Annotated in this window: 15 protein-coding genes and 2 tRNA genes; 10 read left to right on the forward strand and 7 right to left on the reverse strand. The window is 39.4% G+C overall.

The window, feature by feature from the left end:
- Positions 1 to 386 precede the first annotated feature (386 nt).
- The 5 genes from rph (at position 387) to MUN88_RS14385 (ending at position 2,643) form a co-directional block, all read left to right on the forward strand.
- Positions 387 to 1,130, forward strand: coding sequence for a ribonuclease PH (rph, locus tag MUN88_RS14365; RefSeq protein WP_244716207.1), 744 nt, complete (start codon positions 387 to 389; stop codon positions 1,128 to 1,130).
- A gap of 14 nt (positions 1,131 to 1,144) precedes the next feature.
- On the forward strand, positions 1,145 to 1,738 hold the full coding sequence (locus MUN88_RS14370) for an XTP/dITP diphosphatase (protein ID WP_244716208.1): 594 nt from the start codon (positions 1,145 to 1,147) through the stop codon (positions 1,736 to 1,738).
- Between the two features lie 15 nt (positions 1,739 to 1,753).
- Positions 1,754 to 2,278: a metallophosphoesterase family protein gene (locus tag MUN88_RS14375; protein ID WP_244716209.1), complete on the forward strand. Its 525-nt coding sequence runs from the start codon at positions 1,754 to 1,756 to the stop codon at positions 2,276 to 2,278.
- A 216-nt stretch (positions 2,279 to 2,494) separates the two neighbouring features.
- A tRNA-Gly gene (locus MUN88_RS14380) sits at positions 2,495 to 2,568 on the forward strand.
- A gap of 1 nt (position 2,569) precedes the next feature.
- Positions 2,570 to 2,643: transfer RNA gene (locus MUN88_RS14385), tRNA-Arg, on the forward strand.
- Positions 2,644 to 2,655: 12 nt separating this feature from the next.
- On the opposite strand, the gene MUN88_RS14390 is transcribed toward MUN88_RS14385, so the two are convergent.
- Both MUN88_RS14390 and MUN88_RS14395 read right to left on the reverse strand, forming a co-directional pair.
- Positions 2,656 to 3,060, reverse strand: coding sequence for a site-specific integrase (locus MUN88_RS14390; RefSeq protein ID WP_244716210.1), 405 nt, complete (start codon positions 3,058 to 3,060; stop codon positions 2,656 to 2,658).
- 122 nt (positions 3,061 to 3,182) lie between these two features.
- A complete protein-coding gene (locus MUN88_RS14395; protein ID WP_244716211.1) occupies positions 3,183 to 3,464 on the reverse strand; it encodes a site-specific integrase in 282 nt (93 codons plus the stop codon).
- Here MUN88_RS14395 and MUN88_RS14400 point away from each other — a divergent pair.
- From MUN88_RS14400 to MUN88_RS14415, 4 genes are all read left to right on the forward strand, one after another.
- A complete protein-coding gene (locus tag MUN88_RS14400; RefSeq protein WP_244716212.1) occupies positions 3,440 to 3,709 on the forward strand; it encodes a holin in 270 nt (89 codons plus the stop codon). The genes MUN88_RS14395 and MUN88_RS14400 overlap by 25 nt on opposite strands.
- 56 nt (positions 3,710 to 3,765) lie before the next feature.
- A complete protein-coding gene (locus MUN88_RS14405; protein WP_244716213.1) occupies positions 3,766 to 3,996 on the forward strand; it encodes a peptidoglycan-binding domain-containing protein in 231 nt (76 codons plus the stop codon).
- A 409-nt stretch (positions 3,997 to 4,405) separates the two neighbouring features.
- On the forward strand, positions 4,406 to 4,606 hold the full coding sequence (locus MUN88_RS14410) for a hypothetical protein (protein WP_244716214.1): 201 nt from the start codon (positions 4,406 to 4,408) through the stop codon (positions 4,604 to 4,606).
- A 196-nt stretch (positions 4,607 to 4,802) separates the two neighbouring features.
- Entirely contained in the window at positions 4,803 to 5,015 is a 213-nt protein-coding gene (locus tag MUN88_RS14415; RefSeq protein WP_244716215.1) for a hypothetical protein, read from the forward strand.
- A 187-nt stretch (positions 5,016 to 5,202) separates the two neighbouring features.
- Here MUN88_RS14415 and MUN88_RS14420 read toward each other — a convergent pair whose 3' ends face one another.
- The 5 genes from MUN88_RS14420 to glgB are packed head-to-tail and all read right to left on the reverse strand — an operon-like array spanning position 5,203 to position 13,221.
- Positions 5,203 to 7,602, reverse strand: a complete 2,400-nt coding sequence (locus MUN88_RS14420; RefSeq protein WP_244716216.1) for a glycogen/starch/alpha-glucan phosphorylase — start codon at positions 7,600 to 7,602, stop codon at positions 5,203 to 5,205.
- 4 nt (positions 7,603 to 7,606) lie between these two features.
- Positions 7,607 to 9,040 carry a glycogen synthase gene (locus MUN88_RS14425; protein ID WP_244716217.1) on the reverse strand — a complete coding sequence of 478 codons (1,434 nt, stop codon included), beginning with the start codon at positions 9,038 to 9,040 and terminating at the stop codon, positions 7,607 to 7,609.
- 13 nt (positions 9,041 to 9,053) lie between these two features.
- Positions 9,054 to 10,157: a glucose-1-phosphate adenylyltransferase subunit GlgD gene (gene glgD, locus MUN88_RS14430; protein WP_244716218.1), complete on the reverse strand. Its 1,104-nt coding sequence runs from the start codon at positions 10,155 to 10,157 to the stop codon at positions 9,054 to 9,056.
- Positions 10,154 to 11,311 (reverse strand): glucose-1-phosphate adenylyltransferase, encoded by a 1,158-nt coding sequence (locus MUN88_RS14435; RefSeq protein ID WP_244716219.1) that lies wholly within the window; start codon positions 11,309 to 11,311, stop codon positions 10,154 to 10,156. Before MUN88_RS14435 ends, glgD begins: the two co-directional genes overlap by 4 nt.
- Positions 11,308 to 13,221: a 1,4-alpha-glucan branching protein GlgB gene (gene glgB / locus MUN88_RS14440; protein WP_244716220.1), complete on the reverse strand. Its 1,914-nt coding sequence runs from the start codon at positions 13,219 to 13,221 to the stop codon at positions 11,308 to 11,310. The genes MUN88_RS14435 and glgB overlap by 4 nt, the downstream gene beginning before the upstream one ends.
- Positions 13,222 to 13,353: 132 nt before the next feature.
- On the opposite strand from glgB, the gene pulA reads away from it, so the two are divergent.
- Positions 13,354 to 15,462, forward strand: coding sequence for a type I pullulanase (pulA, locus tag MUN88_RS14445; protein ID WP_244716222.1), 2,109 nt, complete (start codon positions 13,354 to 13,356; stop codon positions 15,460 to 15,462).
- Positions 15,463 to 15,541 lie beyond the last annotated feature (79 nt).

A 15,541-nucleotide genomic window follows, 5' to 3' on the forward strand; every position in this document is an offset into this window, starting at 1 on the left:
TCCCAGCACAGCACACACAATACAACAAAAGGGTCCCAACGCTAGTTGACATAAACCGTATTAAAGGAAGTTGTATATAGTTACGTGTGCGGGTGTATGCACGGTTTTCTTAGCAGGTAATAAGTTTTAAAATTTAAGGCTTCGTACCGCTTTCTAACATGAACAGCCATGTCCACTCGGCGCCCGGAAATTAGACGACTTCCTGCATCGCTCTTATAAAGTCATCATCTATCTCAGTTGATGCCGTCCAGTCGCCAAGTTTTTAAACGGACGCTTACGCTTTTCTTTTATTTGGCTTAGAATGTTCTATTTCTAATTGAATGTATGAAAAGGACAACTACTGAAAAAATATGTTAAGATAGTACAGAATGTAAGGAGGAAATAGAATGCGCGAAACTGGGAGAGAAGTAGATCAACTAAGACCTATCGACATCCAAACGAATTTCACCAAACATGCAGAAGGTTCTGTATTAATTACAGTAGGTGATACGAAGGTCATTTGTAACGCTAGTGTGGAGGATCGTGTTCCACCTTTTATGAGAGGTTCAGGAAAAGGCTGGATTACAGCAGAATATGCGATGCTGCCAAGAGCTACAGAAACAAGAAATATTCGGGAATCCTCTAAAGGAAAGGTTTCAGGCAGAACAATGGAGATCCAGCGCTTAATTGGCAGATCACTGCGAGCAGTTGTCGATTTAGATGCGATTGGTGAACGTACCATATGGGTGGATTGTGACGTAATTCAAGCAGATGGTGGTACGAGAACAGCATCAATTACAGGCGCTTTTGTCGCAGTAGTTCATGCGTTAGGAAAGCTATTAAAAGAAGAAAAGATCAAATCATTGCCAATAACTGATTATTTGGCGGCCATTTCTGTAGGCGTGTTACCAGATGGCACAGAAATCTTGGATCTGGAGTATTCGGAAGATTCTCAGGCACATGTTGATATGAACGTCGTGATGACTGGCAAAGGTCAATTTGTCGAGCTGCAAGGAACTGGTGAAGAAGCGACATTTTCAACAGAACAGTTAAATCAGATGCTGGCACTAGCAGACAAAGGCATGAAAGAGATCTTTACCATACAGCAAGAGGCAATCAAACCGTATCAAATCAATCTTGATCAGGCGTAAGGAGTTTTATGCAGATGAAGGAATTAATTATTGCCACGAAAAACGAAGGGAAAATGAAGGACTTTCGCCGTTTATTTGAACCATACGGCATCAAGGTTCTTTCCCTGTTGGACCTAACTGATCCCGTGGAAGACATTGAAGAAACCGGCACGACGTTTGAAGAGAATGCTGCGATTAAAGCAGAGGCGATCTGCCGAAAATTTAATACAGGAGTGATAGCGGATGATTCAGGTATTGCCATTGATGCATTAGATGGAGCGCCTGGCGTTTATTCTGCTAGATATGCTGGAAAAGCGAAAGATGATCAAGCAAATCTTGAAAAAGTGTTAAACGAACTAGAAGATGTGCCCGCTGAAGATCGTACTGGCAGATTTGTATGTGTGCTTGCTATCGCTCAGCCTGAGCAAAAGACGATTTTCAAGCGTGGTGAGTGTGAGGGAACGATCGCCTCTGAACCAAAAGGAGTACATGGTTTTGGTTATGACCCTATTTTTTACCCGTCTGGCAGAGCTAAAACGATGGCAGAATTGACACCCGAAGAGAAAAATCAAATCAGCCATCGCAGAAAAGCGTTAGATCAGATCGAGAACTGGGTAAAACAGTTGTAAGAAGGGGTGAAACAAATGACAAAAATTCTAATAGTAAGTGATAGTCATGGATGGACAGATGAAGTAATAGCAATCAAAAAACGTCACCAGGACGAAGTACATACGATGATTTATTGTGGTGATTCCGAATTAGCCTATGATGGATCAGAATTGGCTGGCTTTGAAAAAGTCCAAGGCAATATGGATATGGATTTTCAGTTTCCGGAAGAAGTTGATTTTCGCGTGGGTAACATGCATTTTTTCGTAACGCATGGGCACTTATATCAAGTGAATTCCACGTTAATGCCATTATCCTACCGAGCGGAAGAACTGGGAGCAAACATAGTCTGTTTCGGGCATACCCATAGAGCTGGTGCTGAGAAAGTCAATGGTCGACTATTTATCAATCCAGGCAGCATACGCCAGCCGAGAACAGCACATCCAGGATCTTATGCGATATTATCAGCGGATGATGGATTGACGAATATAGAGCTTCGTTTTTATACGAAAGAGGGAACGGAAATACCAAGCCTTGCTTACCAAACTTCTTTGAATGAGTAGGAAAATAGTCAGCAGTAGTTTAAGGACTACTGCTGATCACTTTTCTGTCAGTAAAAAAAGATTAAAAAAATTTTGATGAATGTGTTGACAATAGCTGCTTAAGTTTATATAATGGTACTTGTCCGTTAACGAGATACATAAATTTTTGAAGCGAAACATACATATTAATTAGCAATTGTGATCAATTTTTATTTTTACAAAAAGATACTTAATCATGCGGGTGTAGTTTAGTGGTAAAACCTCAGCCTTCCAAGCTGATGTCGAGGGTTCGATTCCCTTCACCCGCTCCATGTCCCAGTAGCTCAGCAGGATAGAGCAACAGCCTTCTAAGCTGTGGGTCGCAGGTTCGAATCCTGCCTGGGACGTTAGCTAAAGCCTTACAACGACAAGCGTTGTGAGGTTTTTTTATTTTTGAAGGAAATTAGCTTTTTTATCCTGGGGACCATTTTAAGCTTTTTTAAATAAATCATTAAAATGATTAACTGCACTTTTGCAGTGTCTTGTAATATATGACCATAAACATCCATAGTGTTACTAATTTTAGAATGACCAAATCGTTCTTGAATTACTTTAGCATGAACTCCTTTATCGATTAGTAACGTAGCTGATGTATGCCTTAAATCATGAAATCTAATTCTTTTTAACTTAGCTTCTTTATATTTATCAGTTTCAGTAAATCTGATCCACCATTGACTAATAGAATCTGGACGAAGCGGTTGCCCGAATTCATCTGAAAATAAAAACAAATGATTCTTCCATTTCCATAAATTTTGTGATTCCATTTGCTGCTATAATTTTAAAGTTCTTTTTTATAATGCTCTCATAAGATCTTCAGGAATAGAAATTTTTCGAGTTCGATCTGTTTTAGTGAATTTTAAGCGCAAACCTTCATCTTGTACATTAACTAACGCTTGCTGACGTTGTTTTCAAAATTTAACTGTTTACCTTCGAGTGCTGCTAGTTCATCTTGACGTGCTCCTAAAACGGCTGCAAGTTGTATAATCAGTTGCCATACTAAATTTTCTTCTTGAAGTAGGCTAAATAATTGTTTGGATTCTTCAACACTATAAACCTCAGATTTTTTATGCTTAACTGTTGGTGTCTTGATTTTGGCACATGGATTCTTATCAATTAATTCCCATTCTTCAGGATTTGATATCCATGGAAGACGTTTTAATCTTTGCAACCGTTCTGTTACCAATCGTTACAGCTCTAATTGAGTTGGTTAAGCGATCTATTAACATCCCAAAAAACATTGTACCTGTAGTTAGCTTAGTGGTGGGTTTATTAATCAGTGCAGATGCAAGTCCATTTACTGATTTAGAATTAATTTTGCGATTATGGGCAGGTTGTTTTGCGGGTTTAGCAAGTACAGGATTATTTGAATTAACATATAGAATGTTTGAAGATGGTACTACTGACGAATCTTAAAAATGAGGCATTCACCTTAACTGGTGAATGTCTTTCTTGTTTATAAAGGCGGAAAAATGATGTTACAAAGAGGTAGTTATGGCATCGAGGTAAAAAATCTTCAAAATGAAATCATGAAACTTGGATTTGGTGAGTTTTTAGATAAATGGGGCGCATATAGTGATTTTGGTGAAGCTACTGAGAGAGCTGTTGAAGCAGTTCAAACATTCTTAGGTATTAAAGTGGATGGTATTGCTGGACCACAAACCGATAATGCGAGTATCTTATTAATGGTGGGCTTTCTTTAATTTATAAGCAAAGAGACTGCAAATTTAGATATTTTCTCCATAATAAACTTCACTATTTTCCAGTAACCACCATAGTTCCGTGTCTAAGTTCTACTTGGATATCATTTAAGGTAAGATGAAGAATATTTTTAATACCTCATATCCAGTCATCGTTTGTGTAGCCATATGGAGATGTAAGGAAAAGTGTTTTCTTTCCGTTTTCTAAAAAATATGTGTATTTTTACTTGAGCTCGTAAATATATTCTTACAATGCTGCCGTTTGTTAGTTTTCTTTTTAATTTCCTTACTTCAGTAGTGTGATTGCTTGTTACATCAATAATCTCCATAGACACCTCCGACATGGGTGGGTAATTGGTATTTTATTGTAAAATAAGATAATTATTGTTATAATTTATTGCAGGTTTTAAATTTGGAGGTGGTAAAAATAGATGCATTAACGTTATTTAAAATTGCATTTGGAGTATTGCTTCTTGTGTTAGCTATTTACACAATTAAAACCGCAAATAGAAACGATAAAGAAGATGGTAGTTCTCAGGATAATGCGTTAATAATTTTGATAGTAGTGGATTTAATAGCTTTTCCGATTTGGGGATACTTATTATCTTTATAAAAAACGGAGGAACTAAGTAATGAAAAAATATTTATTTTGTTTTTAATCTTGTCATTAATGATTGTACCTTTTTCCAGTATTTCAGCTCAAGATTTGAATTCAAAAGAAATAAAAGAAGTAGAAAAAATATCTGATGAATTAGAGTTTTATTTTGAGGAAGTCGGAGAAATTTATTCATAAGGACAATACATAAGATATGGAATTATTGAAAGAAAAAATTAATTCTGGAGATGAAATAGCTAAGAATATTTATGAAATTTATACTAGCACATATGGCGAATCCCAGTCAGATATGGTCACCATAAATTCAGCAACTGATTTCGGCAAATGTGTGGTAGGGAAATTTGCTGATAGTTACGGAAGCATTGCCAGAGGGATTTTAACAGGTGCTATTTTTACATATTTATAACATAAGAAATGAATATACTCCTTCAGTATTGGTGCAAGGTTCTCATGATAGGACCCCGAATCACGAAATCGTATTGTATCAACCAGAATCGGACGTTGCATAAAAAATATTTTAAATGACCGCCTCAAGAAACCATATGTAATTTAAAAAGCAAGTAACCCGCTTCCGGATTCCTTGCTCTCCAAGACTATAACTTCCAAATACTAGTCGCATATTCTCTTATCGTCCTATCACTCGAAAATTTTCCCGAATGCGCAATGTTCACCAGACTTTTAGACAACCAGCTGTCCTTGTTACGATAAGTCTGATCAATATGCTGATGTGTTTCCACATAGTCATCAAAATCTTTCAATATAAAATAGGGATCATTAGTGGATAGCAGCTGGTAATAGATATCTTTAAATTCATGGCCGAAATAGCCATCACGTAATTGATCTAATATTTTTGCGAGCCTGTCATCTGTCTGGTACAGTTCATTCGCCTGATACTCACCGGTTTGATAATACTGAAAAACCTCATCAGATTGTAAGCCGAATAAGAAGATATTTGCTTCACTCACCAGCTGCTTCATTTCAATATTGGCACCGTCTAATGTACCGATCGTTAGCGCGCCGTTCATCATCATCTTCATATTACCGGTACCGGAAGCTTCTTTGCCGGCGGTCGATATTTGTTCACTTAAATCGACGGCTGGTATGATCTTCTCTGCTAACGAGACATTGTAATTTTCCAAAAAAACAACCTTAAGCTTACCTTTGATTGCAGGGTCATGATTGACGACAGAAGCAACAGTGTTAATCAGCTTGATTACTTCTTTTGCGAAATAGTAGCTAGGAGCTGCCTTAGCAGCGAAAATAAAGGTCCGTGGTGTAATATCCAACAGAGGATTTTCCTTCAATTCATTATATAAATAAATAACATGAAAAGTATTTAATAATTGCCGTTTATATTCATGCAGCCGTTTAATCTGAACATCAAATATCGATTGATGATCTACCAGAATACCAGTTGTTTGCTGAATGTAATCGGCCAATTTTTGTTTATTTTCATTTTTGATGATATCGAGTTGATCAAGGAGTGGCTTGTCATTAATGTGTCGCAATAAATGGGTCAGCTCACGTGGTCTTTTGATCCAATGGGAGCTGATCGTTTCGGTGATCACTTCCGCTAATCGCGGGTTTGCCATTAGTAACCAGCGTCTGTGGGTAATGCCGTTTGTTTTATTGTTAAATCGTTTCGGATACAGCTGATAAAAATCTTTTAATTCCTGTGTTTTTAGAATTTGGGTATGGAGTTTTGCCACACCATTGACGCTGAAACTGCCGACAACTGCCAGTCTCGCCATATGAACGTAGCCATCAGCAATAATCGCCATCTCCGAAATACGTTCTCGTAATTCTGTATGCCCCTCCCAGATGTCACGACAAAATCGTTCATTGATTTCGTTAATAATCATGTAAAGACGTGGGAGCAGCTGATGCATGACTGTGACTGGCCATTTTTCTAATGCTTCACTCATAATCGTGTGATTGGTATAGGCAAACATATTGCTGGTAATCTGCCACGCTTCGTCCCAGCCGAGTGATTCTTCATCCATTAAGATACGCATCATTTCTGGAATAGCTAGACTGGGGTGGGTGTCATTGATTTGAATGACGACTTTATCTGGCAGTTTGGATAGAGATTTTCGAACGTTTTCCTGATAATCCTTCAATATTTTTTGCAGGCTCGCGGCTACCAAAAAATATTGTTGTTTTAACCGCAACCATTTGCCTTCTTCACTGGAATCGTCAGGATAGAGAAATCCGGAAATTTGTTCGATGGCGTGATGGTGTTCTAATTGATGATAGTATTCCGTTTCATCTGGCTGTTGAACAGCATCTGCCGGTTCTGCACTCCATAGGCGCAATGTGTTGACCACTTTATTTTGAAAGCCGATGATCGGGACGTCATATGGTACAGCGAGTACTTTATCTGTGTTGTGATAGCTGAAGGTGAAAGAACCATCTTCAGCTTGTTGCATATGTACTGAACCACCATACTCAATTTCTACTGCTTCATCGATTTTGCGAATTTCCCAAGGGTAAGGGGAGTCGAGCCAATAGTCAGGCAGCTCGGTTTGGTATCCGTTGATGATCCGTTGTTCAAAGAGTCCATAGCGGTAACGGATGCCGTAGCCATGACCAGGATACTGTAGAGCTGCCAATGAATCGAGAAAACAGGCGGCAAGACGTCCCAGACCGCCATTTCCAAGTCCGGGATCACGTTCTTCCTGATAGATCTGGTCGGGATCAAAGCCAAGCTCTGTCATCGCCTGGTTACAAGTGTCGAGCATGTCATAATGAAAAAGATTATTCTTCAGCAAGCCGCCGATTAGAAATTCCATCGAAAGATAATAAAGCTGCTTTGGTCGCTTAGAATGATAGCGTTTCTCTGTTTTCTTCCAATTCCGTTCAATCTCTTGGCTTATCAGTGAACTGATCGCATAATACATTTCTTTGGATGAAGCTTCTTTTATTTCTATTTCGTGTTCTTTTAAGATACTTTCTAACTGGGATGAAAATAATGCCGGTGTCCATTTTTTCAAAGGTTCATTCTCCTTTCTTTGCATGTATCAAAGCGCGATATAAGTGCACATATGCTTCAGCAGATTGTTGCCAGTCAAAGCTGCTTTTGTCTACATTGTGGAGGAGCGCTTTCCACTTTGTCTCATTATGATAGATTTGGAGTGCATATCGTAACACGTGCAGTAAATCATGCGCGTTGTAGTTCTGAAAGCTAAAACCATTTCCGCTTAAGCTGTGTTCATTAAAAGCTTGCACCGTATCTTTAAGACCACCCGTTTCCCTGACGATCGGCACTGATTTATACTGAAGGGCAATTAATTGCGATAAGCCACACGGTTCAAATAAGGATGGCATCACAAAAAAATCACTTGAGGCGTAGATTTGTCTAGCTAATGATTCGCTAAAACCTAAGTATGTTACAAGTTTAGTAGGATTGCGACTAGCTGCATGGTAGAAATAATCTTCAAACTCGTGTTCACCAGACCCAAGAATGATAAACTGAACATCTTCTGTTAGAAATTCGTCGATAATTCGCTGTACAAGATGAAAGCCTTTCTGTTCGACTAGACGGGAAACCATTACATATAATGGTGTATCTTCATTTACAGGTAATCCTAATTGTTGCTGAAGTACTTTTTTGTTAGCTTGCTTGTTAGCGCCTGCATGATCGAAAGGAGATACAAGCGATCTGTCTGTCATCGGATTATATCCCTCGGTATCGATTCCGTTCAATATACCTGACACATCCTGATGGCGTTCATTGATAATGGAATGTAAACCTTCACCGTGATAATGTGTTTTTATTTCCTCTGCATAGGTCGGGCTGACTGTTGTAATCTTGTGGGCATGGAACAAGCCAGCCTTCATACAGTTCAATAAGCCGTTCCATTCAAACCCGCCAATATGATCTGGAGCTAAATAAAACAAATCAGAAAAAGCATATTTTTGCATGATCCCTTGATATTTCAAATTATGAATCGTATAAACTGTTTTGAGTTGCCAATCCGGATAATAAATTTTGCTAAATGCGATAGACAAAGCAGCTTGCCAGTCATGAGCGTGCAAAATGTCAACAGGGAAACCTTCTAATTTAGAAAGCATCGAACAAACCGCCTGACAGAAAAAGATAAAACGTTCGCCATCATCTTCATAGCCATATATTTGATGCCTGGAGAAATAATAATCATTATGAATAAAATAGAAGTGCGTATGCTGATGTAACAACTGGTAGACTTTAACCTGGTGATGGCGCCACCCCACATCAACGGAGAAGGTAAGCCATTCTTCGATTTTGTCCTTCCATTTGTTCAATATTTCCTGATAGAGTGGAAGGACTACTCGGACTTCGACGTCATTTCGCTTGTTTAATGCTTGCGGGAGTGAACCAATGACATCAGCTAATCCGCCGGTTTTGACAAAAGGGGATGCTTCAGATGCAACAAATAATAGACGAGTCATAAAGCCAACTCCTTTAAACCGTACTTCGCTTTGCGATGATAAATGGTTGTTCTTTTGCCCCTTTTAACAATTGGTCTTCGGTAACGGTGACGTCTTTATCGAGAATCACATTTTCTAAATGGGCACCATCTTCGATTTTGCAATGCTGTAAAATAATCGAGTTTTTGATTTTCGCTCCTTTTCCTATTTTTACGCCGCGAAAGAGGATGCTGTTTACCACCTCACCATTAATAATTCCGCCTGTGGCAATGAGTGATTTCGCTATCTTTGCAGCGCTGTTATATTTTGTTGGTGGTTGATTGCCGATTTTGGTGTACACTCTTTCGCCGTTCGGAAATAATTGTTGATAATTGTTCAAGTCTAATAACGAAAGATTTTGCCGATAGTAACTATCAATCGAGTTAACGATCATGCTATATCCTTGATAGTTGTGTACTTGGATCTTTAGTCGTTCGAGATTGTTCTGTATGCCATCCAGAAAGAAGTTGCTTTTGTTATTGGCGATACACTCTTCCATCAAGGAATATAGCAGTGATTTTCTTAATAAATAAACACCGGTATACACATGATTATTTTTGGTATCATTGGTAAAAGCCTTTACATAACCATGTTCGTCAGCTTCTATCTTTAAACAACTATTATGTTCAGGCATTAAATCGTAATGACTGGTGAGTATGGTTACGTCAGCTCCTGATTCAAGATGCTGTGCAAATAAATGATTATAGTGCATGTTGGCTATGAATTGACTGCCGCTAATTAGCACATATTCTGATTTGCACCGTTCAAAGAAATCCCAGTTATTACGAAAATGCCGCAAATCTCCTTTGGACACATCGTGAGGATCATGCCATTGCGGTGGTAAAATAAATAAACCGCCATGCCGTTTGTTCAGATCCCAGTCTGCTCCGGATCCTAGATGATCAATTAAGGAGCGATATTTATGTTTAGCGAAAATAGCAATCTCGTTCATGTACGATTTAGTCATGTTCGATAAAGTAAAATCAATCAGACGGTAACGACCGGCAAAGGGTGTCGCAGCCCCACAGCGAAAATAGGTCAATTCGTTCAAAAAATCATATTCATGTTCTAAATTAATTAATCCGATCATGGTCTTCATGGCGCAACCCCCTGATTAGCTGAAATAACTTCTACATTTTCGTTCGAGATCACGATTGGTTCTTCGTCTGGTAAGGAAATGATTGTGGTATGATCTGGAATAATGACATTTTCCTGAACGATGACACGTTTTAATGTGACGTTGTTGCCAATTCTTCCTCCCGGCAATAGAATTGATTGCTCAACTGTTGAATCTTTACCGATACGTACATTTTCGAACAGAATGGATTGCTGAACATTGCCTGATACAATGCATCCATTATTAATTAATGATTTTGCGATGGAGGCACCTTGATCAATTAATTGAGGTGCGAAATTAGAGTCATGTGAATAAATACGCCAATCATCATTGTTTAAAGAAAAAGGAATATCGTCTTCTAACAGATCCATATGTGCTTCCCAATAGCTTTGGATCGTACCGACATCTTTCCAGTATCCTGTAAAGCGGTACGCATACATGGAGCATTGCTTGGCAAGCATCGCCGGTATGATATCATGTCCGAAATCATGCTGCGAGACGGAATCCAGCATGTCAGCTTCTAAATATTCTTTTAGTAATTTCCAATTAAATATATAAATGCCCATAGAAGCTAAGTTATTTTTAGGTTCTTTTGGTTTTTCCTCAAATTGATAGATTTTTAAGTTTTCATCCGTGTTGACGATACCGAAACGGGAAGCTTCCTTTAAAGGAATTTCAAGTGCAGCGATTGTCACATCTGCGTTTTTTTCTTTATGATATTGGAGCAGCTTATCATAGTCCATCCGATAGATGTGGTCTCCGGATAGAACAATTAAGTATTCCGGCTGATAACGCTCGATGAATTTCATATTTTTAGTAATGGCATCTGCTGTTCCAAGATACCAGTTGCCACCGTCATTCTCTGTGTAGGGGGAAAGGATCGCGAGGCCATCTTCCAATCGGTCAAGATCCCATGGTTTTCCGACACCAATATGTTTATGCAGTACAAATGGGGAATATTGGGTGAGAACACCGACGGTATACATGTGTGAATTCAAGCAGTTACTCAGTGTGAAATCAATAATTCGATACCTTCCACCAAAGGGGACTGCCGGTTTGGCGAGATTTTTCGTTAATAAGCCGAGACGCTTGCCGACACCGCCGGCCAAAAGCATGGTCACACATTCTTTTTTCATTCCTTATCCTCCTTTTTTGGTTGTTCTCTGGTGAAAATCGCTATAGCTAAAGGCGGAACCTTTACTTGTATATGCTGGGAATGGCCGTGCCATTGTTCTGGAAGGCTGAAATGCTCTGCCGTATTCTGCTGATCAGATCCACCAAATGATGCTGCATCTGAGTTGAAAATCTCTATATACTTACCAGGGAATGGAACGCCAATACGATAGTCGTAATAAACATTCGGTGTAAAATTACAAAGAATGATCAGGTCATCTTGGCTGTCCGCTGTTTTTCTCATAAAAAGCAGAATACTTTGTTCATTGTTATCTGCATCAATCCATTGGAAACCAGCCGGAACGAAATCCAATTGATATAAAGCTGGGTGGGCCAAATAGAAATGATTCAGCTTTTGTACATAATGATGAAGGGCATTGTGTAAAGGATAATCAAGAAGCAGCCAATCTAATTCCTCCTGGTCACGCCACTCAATATATTGGCCGAATTCCCCACCCATGAACATCAGCTTCTTTCCCGGATGTACCATCATATAACCGAGAAGTAAGCGCAAATTGGCGAATTGCTGCCATTGATCACCCGGCATTTTGTTTAACAGTGATTTTTTTCCATGTACAACTTCATCGTGTGACAAGGGAAGAACGAAATTCTCACTATATGCATACATCATAGAGAAGGTTAACAAATGATGGTGCCATTTCCGGTAAACAGGCTCATACTCCATATAGGCTAATACATCGTTCATCCAGCCCATATTCCATTTGAAATTAAAGCCGTAACCACCATTTGACGTTGGCCAGCTGATCATTGGCAGGTCTGAACTGTCTTCTGCCATCATGAGTGCATGCGGAAAGTAAGCAAATACAACTTCATTTAATTTTTTGATAAAAGCTACTGCTTCTAAGTTTTTATCTCCACCTAGGCTATTTAGTAATTGCGCTTCGTCGTCACCTCGATCAAAATTCAGATAAAACATACTTGCAACCGCATCTATTCGCAAGCCATCAATATGAAACTCCTTCAACCAGTAAATGGCGTTAGAAATTAAGAAGCTTTGAATCTCCGGACGTCCAAAGTCAAAAGTCAATGTTCCCCAAGATCGTTTCTCTGCTTTACTGGAATCACGATATTCATACAACGGCTCACCATCGAAAATACGTAATCCATGTTCATCCTTGCAGAAGTGTCCGGGAACCCAGTCGAGTATAATGCCAATATTGTGCTGATGACACTGATCGATGAAATATTTGAATTGATCTGCCGTTCCATAGCGGCTGGTGGGTGCATAATAGCCAGTGATTTGATAACCCCATGATAAGTCGAATGGATGTTCTGCTATAGGTAACAACTCAATGTGGGTATAACCTAACTTTTTTATATAAGGAATCAAAACAGCAGCTAATTCATTATAATGATAGTAACTGCCATCTTCTTTTGTCTTCCAGGTGCCCAGATGCAATTCATATATAAGCATGGCGGCTGGATAAGGAGTGTTCACTTGTTTTTGAGATTCCCATTTTTGGTCATTCCACGTATATATATCAGGAGAAGGGATAATGGATGCAGTAAGTGGCCGCAGCTCCGATTGAACGGCATAAGGATCAGCTTTTAAAAAAGGTGTTCCATTTTGTGGTGTTATCTTATATTTATAAGGAATGCCGGTTGGAATATCTGTAAAAAAAGCCGACCAAAGACCATTCATGCTGATTTTTTCAAGTGAATAGCCAGTACCGGTCCATTGATTGAAATTACCGGCTACTTCTACTTGCACAGCGTGGGGGGCCCAAACTGTGAAGCGTAGCCCTTCTTGATTGTCTTCCTGCACAGGATGACAGCCAAGGAATTGATAGCTTTGGTAGTGAGTGCCTTGGTGGAATAAATAGATATCAGTTTCTGTTATTGCTGGGTTCATAGATACTCCTTTCCTTACACCTGTGGAATGTTAAACTGTTATTATTCTATGACTTGAAGTAACGCAATATTACTTGTACACCAATTATGCGCAGATAATTATTGGGTACAATTTTAAGAGAGGGAGAAGGTTATGGAATGTTTTCAGGCATTTATTGATGAGCCAGATGTTGTGGTACTGGAACATCCTAAAACAGCATTTGTTTCAAAAGAAAACGTGAAAGTTATTGCTTCGTCGCAGGCCGTTACGGTTCTATCTATCGAACGTGCAGATGAGTATACCTTGTATCTTCAATTGGAAGAAGAGGTCATTTTAGGAGAGGAGATGTACCTGGTAGTCGAAGACAGTTACATACCGATCGATCCACGGCATATCGTTTGGACTGATTGGTTTGAGAGACATTATACGGCCAAAGCAGAAGAATTAGGACCGAACTATACGGCTGAAAAAACGACATTTCGTGTCTGGTCACCTACTGCTACTCAGGTTGAAGTGTGTATGTGGAACAAACGTTTTCCGATGATAAGGAAAACAAACGGTGTCTGGCAATTGGAATGGAATGGGGATTTAGCGGGTGTCACTTACCAATACGCAGTCACGATTAATCGGCAGCAACAACTCGTAAATGATCCCTATGCGAAAAGCATGAAGGCTAATAGTGAGTGTAGCGTCGTAATCGATTTGTCAAAAACAGATCCAGCTGCATTTCGTCAAATGCCTTCTCCTACAGTAGATAAGCAGGACGCTGTTATTTATGAACTGCATGTACGTGATGCTACGAGTGCAGCAACAAGTGGTGTGCAACATAAAGGTACCTTTTCAGGGCTGACAGAAAAACATACAACAACAGAAAATGGCTTTTCAACTGCGTTATATTATATGAAGGAATTAGGAATAACCCATGCACAGATCTTGCCGATTCAGGACTATGCCCGGGTGGATGAACGAAATCCATCCATGCAGTATAACTGGGGATATGATCCACTTTTTTATATGGTGCCTGAAGGTAGTTATGCAACAAATCCTGATGATCCATCGGCCCGGATCACAGAATGTAAAAAGATGATTATGGCATTTCATGAACAAGGGATTGGTGTCATACTGGATGTCGTTTTTAATCATGTGTATGCATATGAACATTCCGTTCTCGAGGCGTTAGTGCCAGGATATTATTTCCGTTATTATCAGGATGGTTCGATTAGTAATGGGAGCGGTACAGGAAATGACTTGGCAACAGAACGAGTGATGGTACGAAAATTACTTGTGGAAACAATTGATTATTGGTTAGAGGAATTCCAGGTAGATGGTTTTCGATTTGATTTGATGGGGCTGATAGATGTTGAGACGATGACAGCAATTAGCAAGCGATGCCAAGCGTGCTCTCGTCCTGTTCTCTTGCTGGGGGAGGGCTGGGAAATGGAGACGGCAATAGCTAGTGACAAGCATAAGAAAGCAAGTCTCTCTCAAGCTTCTGCTTTACAAAATATCAGTTTCTTTAATGATCAGTACCGGGATGTGCTGAAAGGTAATTTGTTCGATCAGGAGCAGAAGGGGTTTGTTAATGGTAACGGTCTGTTTCACGACAGAATTGCCGCTTTAATTGCGGGCAGTGCAGATAATCGGTTTGGAAATCCACTCTTTTCAAATCCATTACAATCCGTCAACTATGTCGAATGCCATGACAATTTAACATTAGCTGACTTTTTAGTGCGTTCAAATCCAGAAGTATCGGAAGAAGTGCGGAAGAAGATGCATCAGCTCGCTACCGGTCTGGTGCTGCTTAGTCAAGGTGTACCATTCCTTCATGCTGGTCAGGAATTTTTCAGAACAAAAAAAGGGAACGAAAACAGTTACAATGCAGGTGATGACATTAACCAATTAGATTGGCTTCAGCGAGTTGAAGAGAATGACAATGTTGCCTGGATTCGTCAGTTGATAGCTTTACGTAAACAATATCCTCATTTTCGTATGGTAAATTCTGACAAAACAAAAGCCTATCTGCATATCATTCCAGCGCCACTACCTGTCTTTGCTTACATGTTAATTGGACCTAGTGAAGACTTTACCATTTTTATTAATCCGACAAATGAAATGAAAATGGCAAAGCTAGCCGCTCTTGGCCGTTGGGAAAAAATCGTAAGCAACCATTCATCGACTTCCGCTACAATACACTGTACAGACCAATTACCGATCGAACTAGCAGGATATGAGCTCGCGGTTTGGAAGAAGAACAGACGGTAAGATGAAGTAACCACTGTATAGAGCTATCGTAATATTATTTATGTGTTTATTTTAAAGCGTAAGAAGATCCAGAGTGTGC

Source organism: Gracilibacillus caseinilyticus, assembly GCF_022919115.1.
GTDB lineage: Bacteria > Bacillota > Bacilli > Bacillales > Amphibacillaceae > Gracilibacillus > Gracilibacillus caseinilyticus.

What these genes read in the sequence shown, in the direction of transcription:
- glgB (WP_244716220.1), bottom strand. Translation starts at nt 13,221, where the DNA reads ATGAACCCAGCAATAACAGAAACTGATATCTATTTATTCCACCAAGGC.
- MUN88_RS14415 (WP_244716215.1), top strand. Translation starts at nt 4,803, where the DNA reads ATGGAATTATTGAAAGAAAAAATTAATTCTGGAGATGAAATAGCTAAG.
- MUN88_RS14400 (WP_244716212.1), top strand. Translation starts at nt 3,440, where the DNA reads ATGGAAGACGTTTTAATCTTTGCAACCGTTCTGTTACCAATCGTTACA.
- MUN88_RS14405 (WP_244716213.1), top strand. Translation starts at nt 3,766, where the DNA reads ATGATGTTACAAAGAGGTAGTTATGGCATCGAGGTAAAAAATCTTCAA.
- MUN88_RS14370 (WP_244716208.1), top strand. Translation starts at nt 1,145, where the DNA reads ATGAAGGAATTAATTATTGCCACGAAAAACGAAGGGAAAATGAAGGAC.
- pulA (WP_244716222.1), top strand. Translation starts at nt 13,354, where the DNA reads ATGGAATGTTTTCAGGCATTTATTGATGAGCCAGATGTTGTGGTACTG.
- MUN88_RS14435 (WP_244716219.1), bottom strand. Translation starts at nt 11,311, where the DNA reads ATGAAAAAAGAATGTGTGACCATGCTTTTGGCCGGCGGTGTCGGCAAG.
- MUN88_RS14375 (WP_244716209.1), top strand. Translation starts at nt 1,754, where the DNA reads ATGACAAAAATTCTAATAGTAAGTGATAGTCATGGATGGACAGATGAA.
- glgD (WP_244716218.1), bottom strand. Translation starts at nt 10,157, where the DNA reads ATGAAGACCATGATCGGATTAATTAATTTAGAACATGAATATGATTTT.
- MUN88_RS14425 (WP_244716217.1), bottom strand. Translation starts at nt 9,040, where the DNA reads ATGACTCGTCTATTATTTGTTGCATCTGAAGCATCCCCTTTTGTCAAA.
- rph (WP_244716207.1), top strand. Translation starts at nt 387, where the DNA reads ATGCGCGAAACTGGGAGAGAAGTAGATCAACTAAGACCTATCGACATC.
- MUN88_RS14390 (WP_244716210.1), bottom strand. Translation starts at nt 3,060, where the DNA reads ATGGAATCACAAAATTTATGGAAATGGAAGAATCATTTGTTTTTATTT.